Genomic DNA, 21,967 nt, shown 5'->3' on the forward strand with positions numbered 1-21,967 from the left:
AGGCTGGCCGGGGCGGCGGCGGGCGGCCGCCGACCGGCCCGGGGCGCCGGCGGCAGGGGATCGCGCATCGGGTCGCGCACGAGGGCAGTCACGTGGTCCTCCCGAGGCCGGGCCGGCGGGTCTCACCGGCGGGTCCGGGCCTCTCTAGCTGGGACGGTACGGCCGGGCGCGGGAGGGGACGTATGGAGAAAGCTGCCAAGACTGGTTGTCATCGTTCGTCTTTGTTGTCAGTGTTGATCAGGAAGCGGTAGCGATCACGCCCTGGCGGGCGATGTAAGCACCAAAGAGCGAGGTGACCGTTCCCGTGAGCCAGCGTCCATGAGCGCCTCACCCGGACCCCTCGCCCCGCGGCGTGCGCGGGGCGGGCCGCCCGGCGGACCGCCGGGCGCGCCGCGGGCCCCTCGCTCCAGATCGGCAGTGACGGCGACCGGTGCCGCACCCGGCCGCGCGTGCCACCCCGCGCCGGCCCGGCACGGCACGGCCCGGGCCGAGCGGGGAGGGCCCCACCAGGGCCCGGCCCGCGCACCTCGGCGGACGAAGAACTCGCCGCCGGAGCCGACCCAGTTGGGAGTCATCTGATGTCAATCCCCGTGGACCCGGGCCCGCCGGCCCTGCGGCTCGCGAGCACCGGCACCCTGACCTACGGGCTGCCGGTCGGCGAGGTCCTGGGGGTCTCCACCCTCAAGGGCGCGCGGCTGATCGCGGGCCGTTCCGGGCTGGGCCGGGTCGTCCAGCGGCTCAACGTGATGGAGGTCCCCGACATCCTGGCGTGGGTCAAGCCGAACGAGCTGCTGCTGACCACCGGCTACCCGCTGCGCAACACGCCGCAGTCCCTGGACAACCTGGTGGCGGACCTGGACGAGCGCGGCCTGGCCGCGCTGGCGATCAAGCTGGGCCGCTACCTGGACTCGCTGCCCGCCGAGATGATCGAGCAGGCCGACCGGCGCGGCTTCCCGCTGATCCTGCTGGCCGACGACGTCGGCTTCGACGACATCCTCAACCAGGTGCTCACCGACATCCTCAACCGGCAGGCGGCCGTGCTGGCCCGCACCGAGGAGGTGCACCGGGCGCTGGTGCAGATCGTGCTGGGCGGCGGCGGGCTCCAGGAGGTCGTGGACGAGGTCGCGGTGCTGCTGGAGGTGGCCGTGGTGGCGCTGGACGGCGAGCACCGGGTGCTGGCCGCCGCCGGGCCGGACGAGCACGTCCAGGCGGTGCGGGCGCTGGGCCGGAGCCTGCCGCAGGAGAGCGCGCCGCCGGCCGGGGGGCGGCCGTCAGCGGCCGTCGAGGGCGACCATCTGGTGGTGCCCGTGGTGGCCGGCGGGTTCGACCACGGCAAGATCGTCGCCTACAGCCCGAGCGGTGCGCTGCGCGAGACGGACCTGACCATCCTGGAGCGCGCCGCCACGGTCGCCGCGCTGGTGGTGACCAAGCAGCAGGCGGTCGCGGCGGTCGAGAGCAAGTACCGCGCCGACTTCCTGCGCGACATCCTGGCCGGCCGGGCCGGGGACGACGACCGGGTGGTGGCGCACTGCGCCGGGTTCGGCTGGAACCTGGACCGCCCGGTGACGGTGCTGGTCGCCGAGCTGGACGGGCGTCCGCGGGGCGCCGATCCCGACCGTCCGCGCGGCGAGTCCGGCGGCGCCCGCGGCGAGGGCGGCGGGCGCGGCGAGGCGGGCGGGCGCGGTGAGGCCGGGCGGGGCGAGACCGGGCGGGGCGAGGCCGCCGGGCGCGGCGCCGAGGAGCGCACCGCGCAGGAGCGGCTCGCCGCGGCCTGGGCGACGGCGGTGCGGCGGCACGACCGGGGCGCCGCGGTCGCCAGTTTCGCGCACGAGGTCGTCGCGGTCGTGGGGGTCGAGGGCGACGACGCGGCAGCCGTCACCAGTGGACCGGTCCAGGCGATGGTGAAGGAGGCCACCGCGGTGCTCGCCGAGCACCGCCGCACCTTCTCCACCGGGATCAGCCGCACCGTCTCCTCGCCCGCCTGCCTGCCCGAGGCCTACGAGCAGGCCGTCAAGGCGGTGCGGGTCGGCCGCCAGCTGCACGGCGCCGGCGCCCGCGCGCACTTCGACCAGCTGGGCGTCTACCGGCTGCTCAGCCTGGTGTCGGACGCGGCGGAGCTGCACGCCTTCGTCCGCGAGACGCTCGGCGAGCTGGCCGCCGACGACGAGCCGGAGCTGGTCGACCTGCGCCGCACCCTGCAGGTGCTGCTGGAGACCAACCTCAACGTCGCCGAGACGGCCCGCCGGCTGCACTTCCACTACAACACCCTGCGGTACCGGATCGGGAAGCTGGAGCGGATGCTCGGCCCGTTCACCGAGGACGCGCACCTGCGGCTCAACCTGACCCTGGCCCTGCACGTCCTCCGGATGCGCGGCATCTGAGCCGTTCCGCCGCGCACCCGGAGGCCATGCGTCGGGACGGCCGCCGGGGGAAGCCCCACAGGGTGCCGTCTGCCAAGCCGGGAGCGGTGCTTTGGCAGATGTCGCCGATGCCTGCTCACCAGGGTCGTTCTAGGTTGCGCGCAAGGCAGGCACCCCGAGGGAGGGCGCGGATGGCCACAGGGTGGAAACCGACCGGCTGGAAGGTGCACGGGGACGGCAGGACGCCCCCGCCCGGCGAGGTCGTGGCCCCGGACGAGCGGCTGTCGTGGCCGCGCACCGCGGGCATCGGCGCCCAGCACGTCATCGCCATGTTCGGCGCCACGTTCGTGTTCCCGCTGGTCATGGGGCTGGACCCCAACCTCGCGGTGATGATGTCGGGCGTCGCCACGATCCTGTTCCTGCTGATCGTGCAGGGGAAGGTGCCCAGCTACCTGGGCACCAGCGCCTCGTTCGTGGGCGGGGTGTTCGCGATCCGGGCCGGGGTCGACAGCGCGCAGACCGACGCCTGGGTGACCGGGGCGATCCTGGTCGCCGGCGCGGTGCTGGCGCTGTGCGGCGTGATCATCCACGTGCTCGGCCCGCGGATCATCCACCAGGTGTTCCCGCCCGTGGTGACGGGCGCGGTGGTGATGCTGATCGGGTTCGGGCTGGCGTTCGTGGTGGCCGACACCTACTGGCCGCAGGACGGGTGGGTCGCGCTGATCACCATGGTGTTCGTGTTCCTGGCCATGGTGGTGTTCCGCGGGTTCCTCGGCCGGATCGCGGTCCTGCTCGGGCTGGTCTTCGGGTTCGCGCTGTCGTGGGTGCTGGACCTGGCCGCCGGGCCGATCACCTCCGTGCTGCCGGGGCAGAACCTGCGGGACGCGGCCGGGCAGGCGTGCCGGCCGGAGGGCGTCTACTGCGTGGCGACCGCGTTCCCGCACGACCGGGTGAGCTTCTCGGCGGTCGGGGACGCCGCCTGGTTCGGGCTGCCGCAGATGCACGCGCCCGACTTCAAGATGTCGGCGATCCTGCTGGTGCTGCCCGCCGTGATCGCGCTGATCGCGGAGAACACCGGGCACGTCAAGGCGGTCGGCGAGATGACCCGCACCGACCTGGACCCGCTGATCGGCCGGACGATCTTCGCCGACGGTGTCGGGACCGTGGTCACCAGCTCGGTGGGCGGCTCGCCCACCACCACCTACGCCGAGAACATCGGCGTGATGGCCGCCACCCGGATCTACTCCACCGCCGCGTACTACATCGCGGCGCTGATCGCGATCCTGTTCGGGCTGTGCCCCAAGTTCGGCGCGCTGGTCGCGGCCACCCCGGGCGGCGTGCTGGGCGGCGTCACGGTGATCCTGTACGGGATGATCGGCCTGCTCGGCGCCAAGATCTGGATCGAGAACCGGGTGGACTTCGCCGACCCGGTCAACATGGTCCCGGCCGGTGCGGGCATCATCCTGGCGATCGGCCCCGTCGTGCAGCAGATCACCGACGACTTCAAGCTGGAGGGAATCGCGCTGGGCACCATCGTCGTGCTGGTGGGATACCACCTGCTCCGCCAGATCTCCAACCGGCTCTCGGGGCCGGCTCCCGCGGTGGCCTCGCCGCCGGCGGCCGGGACGGGAGGCGACGCCGGGCCGTGAAGCCGCCGCCGTTCGAGTACCGCGCCCCGCGCACGACGGAGGAGGCCCTGCACGCCCTGGCCCAGGGGGAGGCCAAGGTGCTGGCGGGCGGGCAGAGCCTCATCCCGCTGCTCAACATGCGCCTGGCCGCCCCCGCCCGCCTGGTCGACATCAACGGCCTGGCCGAGCTGGACACCGTGCGCGCCACCGCCGAGGGCGTGCGGGTCGGGGCGCTGGCCCGGCACGCCCGGGTCGAGCGCGACGCCGCGGCGGCCGAGGCGCAGCCGCTGCTCCGGCAGGCGCTCCGGCACGTCGCCCATCCCGTCATCCGCAACCGCGGCACGGTCGTCGGCAGCCTCGCGCACGCCGACCCGGCCGCCGAGCTGCCCGCCGTCCTGGCCGTCCTCGGCGGCACCGTGGAGGCCGTCTCGGCGCGGGGGAGCCGCACGATCCCGGCGGCCGGGTTCTTCGCCGGGCCGCTGGAGTCGTCCCTGCGGGAGGACGAGCTGGCGGTGTCGGCGTTCTTCCCGGCCGCGTCCCGGCTCACCGGCACCGCGTTCACCGAGACGGCGCGGCGGCACGGCGACTACGCGCTGGCCGGGGTCGCCGCCGTCGTCACGCTGGACGACGACCTGCGGGTGGCCGCGGCCCGCGCTGGCTACCTGAGCGTGGGCGGCACCCCGGTGGTGCTGGACCTGACCGGGCCGGCCGCGTCCGCCGTGCGCACCGGCGACTGGGCCGAGGCCGCCGCGTACGCGGCCGAGCGGCTCGACCCCGGCGGCGACGTGCACGCGAGCGCCGAGTACCGGCGGCACCTGGCCGGGGTGCTCACCGGCCGGGCCCTGCGCGCCGCCGCCGCGGACGCGCTGAGCAGGGAGGACCCGGGCTGATGGAGGAGACGTTCGAGATCGCGCTGACCGTCAACGGGGTGCACCGCACGGCGCGGGCTCCGGCGCGGCGGCTGCTGTCGGACCTGCTGCGGCACGATCTGGGCCTCACCGGCACGCACGTGGGCTGCGAGCACGGCGTGTGCGGCTGCTGCACGGTGCTGCTGGACGGCGACCCGGTGCGCTCGTGCCTGATGTTCGCCGTCACGGCCGCCGGCCACGAGATCACCACCGTGGAGGGCCTGGCCGGGCCGGACGGGGCGATGTCGCCGGTCCAGCGGGCCTTCCGGGAGTGCCACGGGCTCCAGTGCGGCTTCTGCACGCCGGGCTTCCTCTGCACGGTCACCGCGCTGCTCCGCGAGACGCCGCGGCCGACCGACGAGGAGGTCGTCGAGGGCATCTCGGGCAACCTGTGCCGCTGCACCGGCTACCAGAACATCGTCAAGGCCGTGCACCGCGCCGCCGAGCTGCTGGAGGAGTCCTGATGGGGTTCGGCGAGCCGGTGGAGCGGCGGGAGGACCCGCGGCTGCTCACGGGCCAGGGGCGGTTCCTGGACGATCTCGGCCACCGCGCCCTCGCGGCGGCGTTCGTGCGCTCGCCGCACGCGCACGCCCGCGTGGTCGACATCGACGTGTCCGGGGCGCTGGACGTGGACGGCCTCGTCGCCGTCTACACCTGGGAGGACCTTCCCGGGCGAGTGGGCGAGCCGCTGCCGCTGCTCATCCCGCACCCCGCCCTCACCCACGGCCGGACGGGCCATCCGCTCGCGCGCGAGGTCGTCCGGCACGTGGGCGAGCCCGTCGTCATGGTGGTCGCCCAGGACCGCTACCTGGCCGAGGACGCCGCCGAGCGGATCCGCGTCGAGTACGAGCCGCTGCCCGTCGTCGTCGGCATCGAGGCCGCGGAACGGGCCGAGCACCTCGTGCACGACGACGTCCCGGGCAACGTGGGCGCCGTCCTGCACCAGGAGGTGGGGGACGTGGACGCGGCCATCGAGGCGGCCCCGCACGTCCTGGAGTTCCGGCTCGACATCGAGCGCAGCGCGTCGATGCCGCTGGAGGGCCGCGGGGTCTACGCGCGCTGGGACCCCGACGACGAGTCGCTGCGCGTCTACTCCTCCACCCAGGCGTCCACCAGCGTGCGCGCCGCCGTCGCCGCCAAGCTCGGACTGGCCCCGGCGAAGGTCGAGGTGATCGCGCCCGACGTCGGCGGCGGCTTCGGCGTCAAGATCGTCCACCCGTGGCCGGAGGAGATCCTGGTCCCGTGGGCGGCCCGGCTGCTGGGCCGTGAGGTCAAGTGGACCGAGGACCGGCGCGAGCACTTCGTGGCGGCGGCGCACGAGCGCGGCCAGGTGCAGCGGGTCCGGGTCGGGTTCGACGACGCGGGCCGGGTGCTGGGCATGGACGTGCGGATCCTGCACGACCACGGCGCCTACACCCCGTACGGGATCATCATCCCGATCATCTCGTCCACGCAGCTGCTCGGCCCGTACAAGCTGGGCGCCTACCGGGCCGAGGTGCTCAGCCTCTACACCAACACCCTCATCGTCACCCCGTACCGCGGCGCGGGCCGCCCGCAGGGCGTGTTCTGCATGGAGCGGACGATGGACCGCATCGCCGGCCATCTGGGCCGCGACCGCGCGGAGGTGCGGGAGGCCAACCTCATCCAGCCCGACGAGTTCCCCTACGACCAGGGCCTGACGTTCCAGGACGGCCGCCCGCTGATCTACGACTCGGGCGACTACCCGGAGCTGCTGCGCAAGGTCAGGGAGCTGATCGGCTGGGACGGCTTCGCGCGCGAGCGCGCCGAGGCGGAGGCGGCGGGCCGCCGGATCGGGATCGGGCTCGGCTGCTACGTCGAGGGCACCGGCGTCGGCCCGTACGAGGGCGGCCACGTGGAGATCGACTCCGGCGGGCGGGTGCACGTCTCGACCGGGCTGACCTCGCAGGGGCAGAGCCACCAGACCGTGTTCGCGCAGATCGCCGCCGCCGAGCTGGGCGTGCCGATCGACGACGTGCGGGTCACCACCGGCGACACCCGCCGGTTCGGGTACGCGGTCGGCACCTTCGCCTCCCGCGCCGCCGTGATGAGCGGCAACGCGATCGCGCTGGCCTGCCGCAAGGTGCGGGAGAAGGCGCTGCGGATCGCCGGGGAGGCGCTGGAGGCCGACCCGGAGGACCTGGAGATCACCGACGGGGTGGTGCACGTCCGCGGCGACCGGTCGGCGGCCGTCCCGCTGCGCACGGTGGCGGTGCTGTCCAACCCGCTGCGGTACGCCTTCGACGAGGAGGCGCGGCGCGCCACCCAGTTCGCCACGGCCGCGCCGCCGGACCGGCCGCCGGTGCCGCGCGGCGAGGAGCCCGGCCTGGAGGGGCGCGACTACTACTCGCCCGTCCGGTCGACGTTCGCGGCCGGGGCGCACGCGGCGATCGTCGAGACCGACCCGGAGACCGCCGAGATCCGCATCCTGCGGTACGCGGTCGTGCACGACTGCGGGCGGCTCATCAACCCGATGGTCGTGGAGGGGCAGATCCACGGGGGAGTGGCGCAGGGCGTCGCGGGCGCGCTGTACGAGCGGATGGCCTACGACGAGTCCGGCCAGCTGCTGAACGCCTCGTTCATGGACTTCCTGATGCCGTACGCGACGGAGATCCCCCGGATCGAGACCGGGCACCTGGAGACGCCCTCGCCGCTCAACCCGCTCGGCATCAAGGGCGCGGGCGAGGCGGGCGTCATCCCGGTGTCGGCCGTGATCGCCTCGGCGGTCGAGGACGCCGAGGGGATCCGCGTCGCCGCGATGCCGATGGGGCCCGACGAACTGTTCCGGCTGCGGCTGCGCGCCCGCGACGACGTGGCGCTGCGCACGGAGGAGGGGCGGAGGAGGGCCTCCCAAACTGCCGCTCGTTGACAGGAGGCCCTCCGGAGCCAACCACACAGCAAATTCAGCGTGAAGTCGTGGAGGCGCGCCGTACCGGACCTGGAACATCACCGGAGGCGGGTGCGGGACGGCCGGGCAGCAGCGAGCCCGCGGCGAGGATCGCGGCGGTCGCCCCGGCCCCGAACCAGAAGACGCCGCGCACGCCGTCCAGTACCTCCCCGGGCCCGGCGGCCTGCAGGATGAGCGTCACGACCGCGATGCCGACCGACGCGCCGAGCTGGTTGAGCATGTAGAGCACCGAGCTGCCCTGCGGCACCAGCGGCGGCGGCAGGGTGCGGTACATCGACCCCATCGTGGGCGCGCCGACGAAGCCGAGGCCCAGCCCCAGCACCAGCGAGGCGACCGCCGGCCACGCCTCGCCCGTACCCGCCCCGACCCGGGTGAGGGCGAGCGCGGCGAGCAGGGCCGCGACCGCGCCGCCGAGGGCCAGGCCCCGCGAGCCGATGCGGTCGCTGAGCCGCCCGGCCAGCGGCATCGCCACGGCCGAGCCCGCCCCGAACGGGGCCAGCAGCAGCCCGGCCGCCAGCACGCCGTGCCCGTGCGCCTGCTGGTAGTACAGCGGCAGCGCGAACAGGGCCGCGTACGTGGCCAGCCCGACCAGCGTCATGGTCGCCACGCTCGCCGAGAAACCCACGCTGGTGAACAGCCGCAGGTCGATCAGCGGGGGCCGGCTCCGGTCGCGGCGCGGGCGCGACGCGTGCAGCCCGTACCAGCCGAGCAGCGCGGCGCCGGCCGCGAGCGGCGCCAGCACCGGCCAGACGGCGAACGCGTCCCGTTCCGCCGACTGCGTCATCGCCAGCACCAGCACGCCGAAACCCGGGCCGAGCAGCGCCAGGCCGAGCACGTCCAGACGCGGGCCCTCCGCCCCGCCGTCGCCGTTGCCCGGCGCGTCGGCGGGCAGCACGCGCAGGGCCAGCAGCACGGCGACCAGGCCCAGCGGCACGTTCAGCAGGAACATCCACCGCCAGTCGAGCCCGGACAGGATCAGCCCGCCCGCGACCGGACCGAGCACCGGCCCGAGCGACAGGACCACGCCCATCAGGCCCATCACGCGTCCCGCGCGGGCGGGGCCGGCGGCGCGCGCCAGCAGCACCAGGACCAGCGGGTCGAGGATCCCGGTGCCCAGCCCCTGGACGATCCGGAAGGCGATCAGCGGCCCGGTGTCCCAGGCCAGGCCGGACCCCAGCGAGCCGGCCAGGAACAGCCCCAGCCCGGCCAGCCACAGCCGCCTGCCGCCGTACCGGTCGACCGCCCAGGTGGTGAACGGGATCGCGGCGGTGACCGCCAGCAGGAAGCCGGTGGACACCCAGCCGATCGTGCTCAGCGGGGCGGAGAACTCGGCGGCCAGGGTGCCGGTGGCGACGGCGGCCATCGTGCTGTTGAGGATGCCGAGCATCCCGCCGAGCAGGATCACGCCGATCAGCCGCAGCAGCGCCGGATCGAGGGCGTCGCGTCCGCGGGTCATGGATGGACCTCCCAAAATGAACTCATGGGTTCAAAGTAATGGGCTCTCCTGACCATGCACAACCACCGGAACCACTTCACTGAACCCGTGGGTTCAAACCGGCGCCGCGCGACGGTACGATGCGGGGCGTGGCAGCTGCGAGAACCCCGTCCGCGACGAGGCAGGCGACCCCCTCACGCGGTCGTATCGACAAGCGCGAGGCGATCCTGGACGCCGCGTTCACCGTGTTCGCCCGGCAGGGCTACGCCCAGGCCTGCGTGAAGGAGATCGCGAAGGAGGCGGGGGTCGCCAAGCCGACCGTCTACAACCACCTCAGCGACAAGGCCACGCTGTTCCGCGAGGCGATGGCGGCCGCCTCCGAGCGGGTGCTGGCCGAGCACCTGGCCGCCGTCGAGGACCTCGCCGCCCGTCCCGACGACGCGGAGGACCTGCGCGCGCTGCTGGAGGACGTGGGCGGGCGGATGCTGCGCGTCCACTGCGACGGACGGGCCCGGGCGCTGCGGCGGCTGACCCAGGTCGAGGCCGCCTGGTGCCCCGAGCTGCTCGACATGGGGCGCGGCCACGGGGCCGACCGCCTCACCGAGGCCGTCGCCGACCGGCTGGCCCGGCTCTCCCTGGCCGGACGGCTGCGCCCGCTCGACCCGGTCGTGGCCGCCGAGCAGTTCCTCGCCCTGCTCACCGGCCCGGTGGACGCGCGCACCCGCATGGGCGCCCGGCCGGCCTCCGCCGGCGAACTCGACGCGGTGACCGCGGCCGCCGCCGACACCTTCCTGCGCGCCTTCGCCCCACCGGCGTGACGGGCCTTACGGCACGCCCGCGGTCTGCCCGGGAGCGGGCTGGTCGGGGGCGTTGCCGCCCAGCGACTTGGGCAGGTAGTTCTCCACCGCCGCGGGACGGAAGCCCTGCTGGCGGATCCAGCCCAGGATCATCTTGAACTGCTCGGCCAGCCCCTTGCGGTAGTGCATCAGGACGATGTCGCCCGGACGGAAGTTCTTGCCGGAGCCGTCGCCGCGCGCGAAGCCGTTGAAGCCGACGCCCGGTCCGGAGGTGCCGTTGTAGAACTCCGCCGACCACATCAGGATCGACTTGATCCCGCACTCCTTGGCCATCTTGCGGGTGCTCTCGTTCATGCTCCCGAACGGCGGCCGGAAGATCTGCGGGCGCCGCCCGTACTGCTTGGCGATGGTGTCGGAGGCGTCGCAGATCTCCTTCTTCTGCTTCTCCGGCGGCTGCATCGCCATGTTGAGGTGCTGCACCGTGTGGTTCTCCATCTGGGACCCGGCGTTGCGCAGCGCCCAGAAGTACTGCCCCTGCCCCTTCACGTACTGGGAGGTCAGGAACGTCATGATCGGCACGCGCTCCTTGCGCACCAGGTCGACGAACTCGGGATCGTACTCGTAGCCGTCGTCGATGGTCAGGAAGACCACCTTGTCCTGCGTGCCGATGCTGCGGATCACCGGCGGCAGGCCGTCCGGCGCGGGCTTGGGCGGCGTCCACGACCCCGGCTTGGGCTTGGCCCACTGCTGGTCCGCCAGCGCGCCGGTGAGCTGCGTCCGCACCGAGGGGCCCTCGTCACCGGACGTCGACCCGCGCACGGTCGGCCAGGCGCCCGCCCCGACGCCGATCACGCCTGCCGCCACCGTGGCGACCACGGGCATCTTCCCTAGCATCAGCCGCGCTCTCCGTCCGCCGCGGGCCCGCTCCGGGCCCGGTCCGATTCAGGGCCGTCGCTTCGGTTGACGCGCGAAGCCCCGGGAGGGTTCGCGTCCGCCGAGCGATGATCTCCAGGGGACATTCTGGATGATCTCCAGGGGACATTCTGTACGTCCCCGGACCGAACGGGGTGTATCTGACCAACCTTCGGCGTGTGCTCGGCACAAGTTGCCGTACGGAGCCCGCCGCGGGTTCTCTAAGGTCGGGACATGAAGGTCACCGGTAGCGCCACCATCGCGGCTCCCCTCCCGCGGGTGTGGGACGCGTTGCAGGACCCGGCGGTGCTGGCCCGGACGATCCCTGGCTGCCATTCCCTGGAGGCCACCGGACGGGACGCGTACAGGATGACGGTCACCGCCGGGGTCGCGTCCGTCAAGGGCACCTACGTCGGCAGCGTCGAGCTCGCCGACCCCGACCCGCCGCGCTCGTTCGTGCTGCGCGCCAGGGGCCAGGGCGCGCCGGGGACGGTCGACGCCACGGTCCTGGTGCGGCTGTCGGCGGGCGAGGACGGCACCCGCGTCGACTACGACGCGGACGCGGTCGTCGGCGGCATGATCGGCGGGGTCGGGCAGCGGATGCTCGGCTCGGTGGCGAAGAAGACGGCGGGGGAGTTCTTCGCGGCGGTCGAGCGGTCCCTGGGCGTCGCGGTACCGGCCGGCGCGGAGGAGGCCGAGGTCGTCCCGATGCCCGCCGCGCGGACGCAGGCGGCTCAGGAGGCCCCTCCGGCACTTGAACCCGCGCGGCCCGGGGCGGTCTACATGGGCGGGGCGGCCGCGGCGGCCCCCGGCTCCGGCGCGACGCTGGCCGCGTTCGGTGCGGGCGGCGCGGTGGCACTGGCGGGCGTCGTCATCGGGTATGTCCTGGGACGTCGCACCAGGAGGCACCCATGAGAGCGTTCACCGCCGCCGCCGTACAGATCGCCCCGGCTCCCGGGCCGCTCACGCGCGACTCCGTCCGGGCGAACATCGACAAGGCCACGACCTGGACGCGGCGCTGCGTCGAGCAGACCGGCGCCGAACTGGTCGTGCTGCCCGAGACCTGCACCACCGGGTTCGTCCCCGGCCTTCCCGCGGAGGGGCTGTGGGAGGTGGTCTCGCAGATCCCCGGGCCGGTGACCGAGCCGTTCCAGGAGACGGCGCGCGAGCTGGGCGTCCACCTGTGCCTGGGCACCTACGAGCGCGGCCCCGACCCGGCGACCGTCTACAACTCGGCCGTCCTGATCGGGCCGGACGGCTCGGTGCTCGGCGTCTACCGCAAGACGCACCCGTTCCGCGTCGAGGACTCCCGGCACGGCGGCTGGGCCACCGCCGGCACGGAGGTCTGCGTCGTCCCCACCGACCTCGGCCGCATCGGCATGGCGATCTGCTTCGACGGGGACTTCCCCGAGCTGTGGCGGATCCAGGCGGTGCGCGGCGCCGAGCTGGTCTGCCGCCCGTCGGCGCTGCTGCGCTCGGCCGACATCTGGGAGCTGACCTGCCGGGCCCGCGCCTACGACGAGCACGTGTACGTGGTCGGCGCCAACGCGGTGGGCGCCGATCCGGGGGGCACGCTCTACTTCGGCAACTCGATGATCGTGTCGCCGGTGGCCGAGGTGGTGGCGCGGGCGGCCACCCACGAGGGCTGGGCCGCGGCCCGGCTCGACCCCGAGGCGGCGATGGGCTCGCTCACCCCGGGGTCGTCGGTGCGGCACGGCTTCGACCATCTCGCCGAGCGCAACCTGGCCCTGTACGAGAAGCACGCCGCCGACCTGGTCGCCCCGGCCGAGACGTCCTTCCCGCACTGAGCCGCGCGGCGGGGTCAGCCGATCGCGACCAGGTCGACGACGAAGATCAGGGTCTCGCCGGGCTTGATCGCCGGGCTGGGGCTGCGGTTGCCGTAGGCCAGGTGCGGCGGGATGACCAGCTTGCGCCGGCCGCCGACCTTCATGCCGACGATGCCCATGTCCCAGCCCTTGATGACCTGGCCGCCGCCGAGCGAGAACTCGAAGGTGCTCCCGCGGTTCCACGAGGCGTCGAACTCCTCGCCCGTGGAGAAGGACACGCCGACGTAGTGCATCTGCACCGTGTCGCCCTTGGCCGCCTCGGCGCCGTCGCCCTCGGTGATGTCGGTGATGTCGAGGTAGGCGGGCGGCTGCCCCTCGGGGAAGTCGATCTCGGGCCGTTCAAGCGCCATCGGCGGGCTCCAGCGGTCTCATCAGTGGTTTCGTGGAAAAGAACGCGCCCAGCCTAGTGCCCGACGCGACTCGCCAAAGAAGGACCCGCTGATTGGCATATTGCGACGGTTCGCGCGGGGGGCCGCGTCCGGTAGACCTCAGGGCATGGGGCGACGGCTGCGCATCGGGATCGACACGGGCGGGACGTTCACCGACGTCGTGGCGCTGGACGAGGACACCGGGGAGATCGTCACGACCAAGACGCCGTCCACCCCGGCCGATCCCGCCGAGGGCTTCCTGACCGCCGCGGCCAAGGTGCTGGAGGCGGCCGGCGGCGGAGCGGCGTCCGGGCTGTCGCACGGGACGACGGTGGCGACCAACCGGCTGCTGGAGGACCGGATCGAGGACCTGGGGTTCGTCACCACCGAGGGCTTCGAGCAGGTGCTGGAGATCGCGCGGCAGAGCGTCCCGGACGGCTACGGCAACTCCTACTTCTGGGTCAAGCCGCCGCGGATCGTCCCGGTGCACCGGGTCCGCACGGTCGGCGGCCGCCTCGACCACACCGGGGCCGAGCTGCGGCCGTTCGACGAGGAGTCGGCGGTCGCGGCGGCGCGCTGGTTCCGGGACGAGGGCATCGACGCGATCGGCGTGTGCTTCCTGCACTCCTACGCCGACCCCTCGCACGAGCTGGCGATGCGCGAGGTGCTGCGCCGCGAGCACCCGGACGCGGTCGTCTCGTTGTCGTGCGAGGTGCTGCGCGAGTACCGCGAGTACGAGCGCTCGGTGACGACCCTCGTGGACGCGGCGGTCAAACCGGTCATGTCCCGCTACCTGCGGCGGATCGCCGAGCGGGCGCCCGCGCCGCTGCACGTGATGAAGAGCAACGGCGGGGTGCTGTCGGCCGAGGAGGTGGCGCACCAGCCGATCACCACCGTCCTGTCGGGCCCGGCGGCGGGCGCGCTCGGCGCCGCCTTCGTCGCGGCCCGCACCGGGCGCGGCTCGGTGGTGACCCTGGACGGCGGCGGCACCTCCACCGACGTGGCGGTGGTCCTGGACGGCGAGCCCACGCTGACCACCGAGGGGTCCATCGGCCGCCACCCGGTCAAGATCCCGATGATCGACATCGTGACGGTGGGCGCGGGCGGCGGCTCGGTCGCCTGGGTGTCGCCGGAGGGCACGATGAAGGTCGGCCCGCGCAGCGCCGGCGCCGACCCGGGCCCGCTCTGCTACGGCCGCGGCGGCGCCGAGCCCACCGTCACCGACGCGCACGCCGTCCTCGGCCGCATCCCGCCCCACCTGCTCGGCGGCGAGATCCCCCTGAACGTGGACGCCGCCCGCGCGGGCCTGGAAGAACTCGCCGGACGGCTCGGGCTCACCCTGGAACGCGCCGCCACCGGCATCCTGGAGATCTCCGCCTGGAACCAGGCCAACGCGATCCGGCAGATCACCGTCAAGCGCGGCCTGGACGTGCGCGACTACCCCCTCGTCGCGTTCGGCGGCTCGGGCCCGCTGCTGGCCTGCCGCCTGCTGGACGTGCTCGGGCTGCCCGCCGCGGTCGTCCCGGAGAACCCGGGCAACGTGTCGGCGTTCGGGCTGCTCACGGTGGACGTCAAGAACGACTACGTGCGCACCCGCGTCATGCGCGACACCGAACTGGACCCGGGCGTCCTCGCGGACGCGTTCGCCGCCCTGGAGTCCGAGGCCGCCGCGGCCCTCGACCGCGAGGGCTTCCCGCCCGGCCGGCGCCGCTTCGCGCGCACGGCCGACCTGCGCTACTACGGCCAGGCGTTCGAGGTGCGGGTCGCCGTCCCGGACGGCCCGGCGGGCTCGGCCGGGTTCCGCGCCGAGGTCGTCCGCCGCTTCCACGACGCCCACGAGGCTTTGTACGGCTACTGCTACCGAGACGACCCGGGGCGGCACCCGGTCGAGTGGGTCAACTACCGCGTCTCGGGCATCGGCCCCATCGAGCGTCCCCGGCTGAGGGAGCGCCCGCCCGGCGACAAGGACCCGTCCCGCGCCCTGGCGTCCTCGCGCCCGGTCCACTTCGGCGAGGGCTGGACGGACACGCCCGTCTACGAACGCGCCCGCCTGGCCCCCGGCGACGTGGTCGAGGGACCCGCGATCATCCAGGAGTTCGGCTCCACCCTCCCCCTCCACCCCGGCTTCCGCGCCGAGATGGACCCCTACGGCAACCTGACGGTGACCCGATGACGGATCCGATCCTGCTGGAGATCGTCGAGGGGACGCTGGCGTCGGTCGAGCGGGAGGTGGAGACGGCGATCGCGCGGACGGCGCGGTCTCCGATGATCCGGGACGCGCACGACTTCCGGGCGGGCATCCACGACCGGCGGCTGCGGAAGCTGACGGGGCGGTCGTACTCGGCGCTGGTGCATCCGATCGCGCGGGACTTCCCGCTGGAGAGGATGCGGCCGGGGGACGTGTTCTTCCACAACGACGTGTACCTGTCCGAGGGCGGCATCGGGCATCTGCCCGATCTGTGCGTGACGGTCCCGGTCTTCCATGAGGGGGAGGTCGTGGCGTTCGTGCAGGCGTTCGGGCATCACGACGACATCGGCGGGGCGGTGCCGGGGTCGATGCCCAGTCATGCGCGCAGCGCGTTCGAGGAGGGGCTGATGGTGCCCCCGATCAAGCTGTGGGACCAGGGGGTGCCGAACGAGGCGGCGCTGCGGATCATGACGCGCAACTCGCGGATGCCCGACTCGCTGGCCGGGGACCTGGACGCGGAGTGCTCGGCGTGCCTGATGGGGGCGCGGCGGCTGGCGGAGCTGTTCGCCCGGTACGGCCGGGCGGCGGTGGAGGAGTGCTTCGACGCGATCATCGGCAAGACGACCGAGACGTTCCGCCGCGAGCTGCTCGCGAAGATCCCCGACGGCACCTACGTGTGGGAGGACTACGCCGAGCACGACGGCGTCGACCCGCCCCGGCTGCACGCGCAGCGGATCACCCTGACGGTCGACAACGCGGCCGAGGTGCCGCTGGTCATCGACTTCACCGGGACGTCCCCGCAGGCGAAGGGGCCGATCAACCACGCGGGCGACTACGCCGACGGGGTGTTCCTGAAGAAGTGGCTGGCGCCCGTGCTGCGGAACCTGGCGGACACGCCCGAGCGGGCGGCGGAGCTGGACGTCAACGAGGGCGTGGTGCCGCTGATCGAGATGCGGTTCCCGGAGAAGGGCACGCTGCTGACCCCGGTGTTCCCGGCGCCGACGAACGCGCGGACGTTCGTGATCCTGCGGCTGCTGGGCGTGCTGGCGGGGGTGCTGGCCAAGGCCACCGGGGGGCGGATGCCGGCCGACCAGGAGACCATCCGGTACACGGGCGTGTACGGCGAGGACGACCGCGGCCCGTACCTGATGCGGGAGGTGCTGGGCGGCGGGTCGGGCGGGCGGCACTACGCCGACGGCGAGGACACCATCCACGTGGTGCCCGATTCGCGGAACATCCCGGCCGAGTTCGCGGAGGCCCGCTGGCCGTTCGTGGTGGAGCGGCTCGGGCTGGCGACCGATTCGGGCGGTCCGGGGGAGTTCCGCGGCGGCCTCGGGTACGACAAGCACCTGCGGATGCTGCGGGACGCGCACTACATGTCGATCGCCGACCGGTCGATCCTGTCGTGCTGGGGGGTGAACGGGGGCCGCGCGGGGGCGCCGTTCCGCGTGGACATCGACGGCGAGGAGATGGAGGGGCTGGTCGACGACCGGCCGGTGCGGGCGGGGCAGGTGATCCGGATCCGCACGACGGGCGGCGGTGGCTGGGGCGACCCGCTGGACCGCGATCCGGCGCGGGTCGCCGCCGACGTCCGGGACGGCAAGGTGTCGGCCGAGGGGGCACGCGACGACTACGGCGTCGTCCTCAGCGGCGGTGTCCCCGACGAGGAGGCCACCCGTGCTCTGCGCGACCGGCTCCGGGAGGAGCGGGGCGAGCCGTTGTTCTTCGACCGGGGGCCGGGGTTCCCGCTGCTCAGCGGCGGGCGGACCAGCGCGGACGTCGACGACCTGGAGCGCTGAGCGTCAGCCTCCCGTGAGGACGCGGGCCTTGACGGAGGCGCCGTCCACGCGCAGGTCGGCGCGGGCGAGGGTGCCGTCGGCGGTGAAGTGGCGGTGCTCGCGGGCGGACCAGGCGTCCCAGGCGGCGGCGTACTCGGCGCCGTCGCGTTCCAGGACGCGGGCGCGGCGCAGGGCGCGCGGGGCGTCGATCCAGATCCGGTACGCGGCGGGCGACTCCCGCCAGGCGGCCCCCACGCCCTCGACGATCAGGACGGGCGCGGGCGGGATCTCCTCCTCGGGGCCGTAGGCGTCCCGGTGCCAGTCGTAGCGGCGCAGCGTGCCGGGCCGTCCGGCGGCCAGGGGCGCCAGGACGGCCTCGGTGAGGGGCGCCCACCAGGTGAGCGGGTCGGCGTCCCACGGCACCCGGAAGTCGTCGGACCGCACGAGCGGCGCCGGGGTGCCCGCGTCCTCCAGGGCGGCGGCCAGCAGCGTCGCGAAGGTGGACTTGCCCGCGCCGCTGGGCCCGTCCACGGCGGCCACCCGGACGGGCCCGCAGGACGGAGGCCGCGCGAGCAGGCGCGTGGCCAGTCCTGGATACGTCATGCTCGGCTCTGGCACGAAAGGCATACTGCCGGAGGAAACGGCGTGACCGGGCCGGGCGTTCCCGGAGAGGACAATGTCAGCGTGGCCGGACGAGGGGGACGCGTGAGGGACCTGCTGGGTGCGGACGGGCCGCGCGAGGACCAGTCGATCAGGGTGGGGGAGCGCGGGCTGGCCCGCGCCGAGCTGCTGGAGCGGGCCGCCGGGGTCGCCGCGGAGATCGCGGGCGCCGGGGCCGTCGCGGTGCACGCCACGGCGAGCGTGGAGACCGTGGTCGCGGTGGTCGGCGGGCTGCTGGCCGGGGTGCCGGTGGTGCCGCTGCCGCCCGACTCCGGGCCCGACGAGCGCGCGCACATCCTGGGCGACTCGGGTGCGGGCCTGCTGCTGGCCGCGCGCGGCGCGTACGAGCCGGTGAAGGGCGAGCCGCCGCTGGTGCCCGTCGACGAGCTGGGCCGCGGCGGCCCGGTCAAGGACGAGGCGCCCGGGGACGCGACCGCGCTGATCCTCTACACCAGCGGTACGACGGGCGCGCCCAAGGGCGTGCTCGTTTCACGCTCGGCGATCGCCGCGGGCTTGGACGCGCTGGCCGCGGCGTGGGAGTGGACGCCCGACGACGTACTCGTCCACGGGCTGCCGCTGTTCCACGTGCACGGGCTGGTGCTCGGGGTGCTCGGCGCGCTGCGCGTGGGGTCGCCCCTCGTGCACACGGGTCGTCCCAAGGCGGAGGCGTACGCGGCGGCCGCGCAGGCCGACGGCGGTTCGCTGTTCTTCGGTGTCCCGACGGTGTGGTCGCGGGTCTGCGCGGAGCCCGAGGCGGCGCGCGCGCTGCGCGGGGCCCGGTTGCTCGTCTCGGGCAGTGCCCCGCTGCCAGTCCCGGTGTTCGAACGCCTCGCCGACCTCACCGGCCACCGCCCCGTCGAGCGGTACGGGATGACCGAGACCCTGATCACGGTGAGCGCGCGCGCGGGCGGCGAACGGCGGCCCGGGTACGTGGGCCTCCCGCTGCCCGGCGTGGAGACCCGGCTGGCGGCCGAGGACGGCGGTCCCGTCCCGGCCGACGGCGAGACGCCGGGCGAGCTGCAGCTGCGCGCCCCGATGCTGTTCGGCGGCTACCTGAACCGCCCGGAGGCCACCGCCGCGTCGTTCACCGCCGACGGGTGGTTCCGGACCGGCGACATCGCCACGATCGGCCCGGACGGCTGGCACCGGATCGTCGGCCGCGCGTCCACCGATCTCATCAAGAGCGGCGGCTACCGGATCGGCGCGGGCGAGGTGGAGAACGCGCTGCTGGCCCATCCCGCCGTCCGCGAGGCCGCCGTGGTCGGCACCCCGCATCCCGACCTCGGCGAGCAGGTCACCGCCTACGTGGTCGCCGGGACGGGGGCCGACGAGCGCACGCTGATCGACTTCGTCGCCGAGCGGCTCTCGGCGCACAAGCGGCCCCGGACCGTCCACCTGGTGGAGGCCCTGCCGCGCAACGCCATGGGCAAGGTCGTCAAGACCCGCCTCGGCGGCTGAGCAGGGCTGGGGAGAGCGACGATGGACGTTCTGCCGTGCGGGCACGTGGCCTACGCGAGCACCAGCCGGATGTGCCGGCACCTGCTGGGCCCCGACGGCGACGAGGTCGACCACGTGCGGCTCCTCACCGGCCGCGGCCTGGAGTACGACATGGCCTGCGAGGACTGCGACCAGGCCGGCGGCGACCCGGAGCTGATCCAGGTGTGCGAGGGCTGCGCGGAGCGGGTCGCCGACGAGGACAACCGCAGCATGGTCGGCTGGCGCGGCGAGCCGGAGATCCTGGAGCGCCCCGAGCCCGTCGATCCGGCGCTGACCGTCACGCCGCTGCCGCGCGCCCTGCGCGACCCGCTCGACTGGGCGGCGATCGCGGGGGAGAGCGGCCCGGTGTGGCTGTTCCTCACCGAACGCAGGCGCCTGGTGCGCTTCGACGCCGCGTCCGGCGAGCACGAGGCCCTGACCAGGGTTCCGCTGCGCAGGGAGAAGGGCGAGGACAGGCAGCCGGACCGGCGCCCCCGCCTCCGCCTGCACGTGTCGCCCAGCGGCCGGTTCGCGGCGGTCGTCCACGACCGCGGCACCGGCGGGACGCTGGTCGACCTGCGTTCGGGGCAGGTGATGATGACCCTGAACGGCGGCGACCACCGGACCGAGCACGTGCCGTTCTCGCTCGCGTTCGCCGAGCACCAGGGACGGGAGGTCGTGGTCCACCGCACCGACTGGAACCGCCTCGACGTCTCCGACCCCGCCACCGGGGCCCTCCTCACCCGGCGCGAGCACCCCGAGGCCAAGGAGGGCGAGCGGTTCCCCGAGCACCACCTGGACTACTTCCACGGCGCCCTGCACGTCTCCCCGGACGGCCGCTGGATCGCCGACGACGGCTGGGTCTGGGCCCCGGTCGGCGTGCCCGCGGTGTGGGACCTGCGCCGCTGGCTGGACGGCAACCCCTGGGAGTCGGAGGACGGGCCGTCCCGGCAGCGGCTGTGCTGGCGCGACTACTCCTGGAACGAGCCCATGTGCTGGGTCTCCGACACCCTGGTGGCCCTCTCCGGCATCGGCCGGGACGACCTCTACCTGCTCGACGGCGTGCAGATCTTCGACGCCGGGACCGGGGCGGAGGTGACCCGGTTCGCCGGGCCGCGCCGCCCGCTCCTGGCCGACGACCGCCGCCTCTACTCCGCCGGCGCGGACGGGCTGGAGATCTGGGACCCCTTCACCGGGGAGCGCACCGGCGCGGTCCCCGGCTTCGTCCCCGAGCGCCACCACCCCGGCGCCGCCGAACTCGCCGCGCTGCGCGACGACGCCCTCGTCCGGTGGCGGACCCGCCCGTAGGCTGGGTGAAGATCGCGGACCCGGAGGAGAGCGCCTTGGACCTGCTGCGCAACGCCCGGCTGCCCGGCCGGGACGGCCTGCACGACATCGAGATCGACGGCGCGCGCCTCGGCCGGATCCTGCCGGCCGGCCTGGGCGCCGGCGGCGTCCTCCTGGACGCGGCGGGCGCGCTGGTGAGCCCGCCGTTCGTCGAGCCGCACGTCCACCTCGACACCGCCCTCACCGCGGGGGAGCCGCGCTGGAACGCCTCGGGCTCGCTGTGGGAGGGCATCGCCGTCTGGAGCGAGCGCAAGCGCACCCTCACCCGCGACGACGTGATCGCCCGCGCTACCGAGGTGCTCCGCTGGTACGCGGCCAACGGCGTGCTGCACGTGCGCAGCCACGTCGACGTCACCGATCCGGGCCTGGTGGCCCTGGACGCGATGCTGGAGGTCCGCGAGCGGGTCGCCGACGTGATCACGCTGCAGCTCGTCGCGTTCCCGCAGGAGGGGATCGTCTCCTTCGCCGACGGCGCGGAGCTGCTGGAGGAGGCCGCCCGGCGCGGCGTCGACGCGATCGGCGCCATCCCGCACTTCGAGGACACCCGCGAGGACGGGGTCCGCTCGCTGGAGATCGCCTTCGACGTCGCGCAGCGGCACGGGCTGCTGCTGGACGCGCACTGCGACGAGATCGACGACGAGCAGTCCCGGTTCGTGGAGGTGCTGGCGACGCTGGCCCGGCGCGGCGGCCTGCGGGACCGGGCGACCGCCTCGCACACGACGGCGATGGGCTCCTACAACGGGGCCTACTCGTACAAGCTCCAGCGGATCCTGGCACGCGCCGGGATCAACCTGGTCTGCAACCCGATGGCCAACCTGTGCCTGCAGGGCCGGTTCGACGGCTACCCCAGGCGGCGCGGCGTCACCCAGGTCAAGGAGATGCTGGGCGCCGGGGTGAACGTCGCGTTCGGGCACGACGACGTCATGGACCCGTGGTTCCCGCTCGGCACGGCCTTCCCGCTCCAGGTCGCCCTGACCGGGATCGCCGCGGCCCAGCTCACCGGGCCCGCCGAGATCGACGAGGCGTTCGCGATGGTCACCGAGCGGGCCGCCCGGGTGCTGCGGCTCGGCGACGGGTACGGCCTGGCGGAGGGCCGCCCGGCGAACCTGGTGGTGCTGCCCGCCGAGTCGCCGTACGACGCCGTCCGCCGCCAGACCCGCCCCTCGCACGTCGTCGCGCGCGGCCGGATCGTCGCCGAGACCCCGCCCGCGCCGACCCTGCTGCGCTGGCCCGGCCGCGACCCCGAGGAGGTCGACTTCCGCCGCCCCGGCGACCGCACGACGTGACAGGTGTCATGCCGTCCGCCTGACAGGCGCGTCCCCGACCGGTGACAGCGG

Annotated in this window: 17 protein-coding genes; 13 read left to right on the top strand and 4 right to left on the bottom strand. The window is 74.3% G+C overall.

Going from position 1 to position 21,967, the window contains the following annotated elements; translation table 11 throughout:
• The first annotated feature begins 578 nt into the window (after nucleotides 1-578).
• The 5 genes from ACFPZN_RS33015 to cutA all read left to right on the top strand — a co-directional run bounded on the left by ACFPZN_RS33015 (nucleotide 579) and on the right by cutA (nucleotide 7,783).
• Nucleotides 579-2,381: a PucR family transcriptional regulator gene (locus ACFPZN_RS33015; protein ID WP_378286214.1), complete on the top strand. Its 1,803-nt coding sequence runs from the start codon at nucleotides 579-581 to the stop codon at nucleotides 2,379-2,381.
• 170 nt (nucleotides 2,382-2,551) lie between these two features.
• Nucleotides 2,552-4,009 (top strand): uracil-xanthine permease family protein, encoded by a 1,458-nt coding sequence (locus ACFPZN_RS33020; protein ID WP_378286215.1) that lies wholly within the window; start codon nucleotides 2,552-2,554, stop codon nucleotides 4,007-4,009.
• Entirely contained in the window at nucleotides 4,006-4,878 is an 873-nt protein-coding gene (locus ACFPZN_RS33025) for an FAD binding domain-containing protein (protein ID WP_378286216.1), read from the top strand. The genes ACFPZN_RS33020 and ACFPZN_RS33025 overlap by 4 nt, the downstream gene beginning before the upstream one ends.
• Entirely contained in the window at nucleotides 4,878-5,360 is a 483-nt protein-coding gene (locus ACFPZN_RS33030; protein WP_378286217.1) for a (2Fe-2S)-binding protein, read from the top strand. The genes ACFPZN_RS33025 and ACFPZN_RS33030 overlap by 1 nt, the downstream gene beginning before the upstream one ends.
• Nucleotides 5,360-7,783, top strand: a complete 2,424-nt coding sequence (gene cutA / locus ACFPZN_RS33035; protein ID WP_378286218.1) for an aerobic carbon-monoxide dehydrogenase large subunit — start codon at nucleotides 5,360-5,362, stop codon at nucleotides 7,781-7,783. The genes ACFPZN_RS33030 and cutA overlap by 1 nt, the downstream gene beginning before the upstream one ends.
• A 34-nt stretch (nucleotides 7,784-7,817) precedes the next feature.
• Here cutA and ACFPZN_RS33040 read toward each other — a convergent pair whose 3' ends face one another.
• Nucleotides 7,818-9,278, bottom strand: coding sequence for a DHA2 family efflux MFS transporter permease subunit (locus ACFPZN_RS33040; protein ID WP_378286219.1), 1,461 nt, complete (start codon nucleotides 9,276-9,278; stop codon nucleotides 7,818-7,820).
• A 128-nt stretch (nucleotides 9,279-9,406) separates the two neighbouring features.
• Here ACFPZN_RS33040 and ACFPZN_RS33045 point away from each other — a divergent pair, with 128 nt between their 5' ends.
• The gene (locus ACFPZN_RS33045) at nucleotides 9,407-10,075 is read left to right on the top strand and encodes a TetR/AcrR family transcriptional regulator (protein WP_378286220.1); all 669 of its coding nucleotides are present in this window, start codon (nucleotides 9,407-9,409) and stop codon (nucleotides 10,073-10,075) included.
• Between the two features lie 6 nt (nucleotides 10,076-10,081).
• Here ACFPZN_RS33045 and ACFPZN_RS33050 read toward each other — a convergent pair whose 3' ends face one another.
• Nucleotides 10,082-10,936: a polysaccharide deacetylase family protein gene (locus ACFPZN_RS33050; protein ID WP_378286221.1), complete on the bottom strand. Its 855-nt coding sequence runs from the start codon at nucleotides 10,934-10,936 to the stop codon at nucleotides 10,082-10,084.
• A 264-nt stretch (nucleotides 10,937-11,200) separates the two neighbouring features.
• Between ACFPZN_RS33050 and ACFPZN_RS33055 the strand changes: the two genes are divergently transcribed.
• Nucleotides 11,201-11,881, top strand: a complete 681-nt coding sequence (locus ACFPZN_RS33055) for an SRPBCC family protein (protein WP_378286222.1) — start codon at nucleotides 11,201-11,203, stop codon at nucleotides 11,879-11,881.
• Nucleotides 11,878-12,774, top strand: a complete 897-nt coding sequence (locus ACFPZN_RS33060) for a carbon-nitrogen hydrolase family protein (protein ID WP_378286223.1) — start codon at nucleotides 11,878-11,880, stop codon at nucleotides 12,772-12,774. The genes ACFPZN_RS33055 and ACFPZN_RS33060 overlap by 4 nt, the downstream gene beginning before the upstream one ends.
• 14 nt (nucleotides 12,775-12,788) lie before the next feature.
• On the opposite strand, the gene ACFPZN_RS33065 is transcribed toward ACFPZN_RS33060, so the two are convergent.
• On the bottom strand, nucleotides 12,789-13,163 hold the full coding sequence (locus tag ACFPZN_RS33065; protein ID WP_378286224.1) for an FKBP-type peptidyl-prolyl cis-trans isomerase: 375 nt from the start codon (nucleotides 13,161-13,163) through the stop codon (nucleotides 12,789-12,791).
• Nucleotides 13,164-13,308: 145 nt separating this feature from the next.
• Here ACFPZN_RS33065 and ACFPZN_RS33070 point away from each other — a divergent pair, with 145 nt between their 5' ends.
• A complete protein-coding gene (locus ACFPZN_RS33070; RefSeq protein ID WP_378286225.1) occupies nucleotides 13,309-15,354 on the top strand; it encodes a hydantoinase/oxoprolinase family protein in 2,046 nt (681 codons plus the stop codon).
• Nucleotides 15,351-17,168 (top strand): hydantoinase B/oxoprolinase family protein, encoded by a 1,818-nt coding sequence (locus ACFPZN_RS33075; RefSeq protein ID WP_378286226.1) that lies wholly within the window; start codon nucleotides 15,351-15,353, stop codon nucleotides 17,166-17,168. The genes ACFPZN_RS33070 and ACFPZN_RS33075 overlap by 4 nt, the downstream gene beginning before the upstream one ends.
• Before the next feature lie 3 nt (nucleotides 17,169-17,171).
• Here the strand turns inward: ACFPZN_RS33075 and ACFPZN_RS33080 are convergent, their stop codons facing one another.
• Entirely contained in the window at nucleotides 17,172-17,750 is a 579-nt protein-coding gene (locus ACFPZN_RS33080) for a uridine kinase family protein (protein WP_378286227.1), read from the bottom strand.
• 111 nt (nucleotides 17,751-17,861) lie between these two features.
• On the opposite strand from ACFPZN_RS33080, the gene ACFPZN_RS33085 reads away from it, so the two are divergent.
• From ACFPZN_RS33085 to codA, 3 genes are read left to right on the top strand one after another with little or no spacing between them, the layout of a single operon-like run.
• On the top strand, nucleotides 17,862-19,265 hold the full coding sequence (locus tag ACFPZN_RS33085) for an acyl-CoA synthetase (RefSeq protein ID WP_378286280.1): 1,404 nt from the start codon (nucleotides 17,862-17,864) through the stop codon (nucleotides 19,263-19,265).
• 21 nt (nucleotides 19,266-19,286) lie between these two features.
• Nucleotides 19,287-20,591 (top strand): WD40 repeat domain-containing protein, encoded by a 1,305-nt coding sequence (locus ACFPZN_RS33090; RefSeq protein ID WP_378286228.1) that lies wholly within the window; start codon nucleotides 19,287-19,289, stop codon nucleotides 20,589-20,591.
• 5 nt (nucleotides 20,592-20,596) lie between these two features.
• Nucleotides 20,597-21,916: a cytosine deaminase gene (gene codA / locus ACFPZN_RS33095; RefSeq protein ID WP_378286229.1), complete on the top strand. Its 1,320-nt coding sequence runs from the start codon at nucleotides 20,597-20,599 to the stop codon at nucleotides 21,914-21,916.
• Nucleotides 21,917-21,967: the final 51 nt, after the last annotated feature.

Origin of the sequence: Actinomadura rugatobispora, assembly GCF_042656285.1 — a bacterium.
Taxonomy (GTDB): Bacteria; Actinomycetota; Actinomycetes; order Streptosporangiales; family Streptosporangiaceae; genus Spirillospora; species Spirillospora rugatobispora.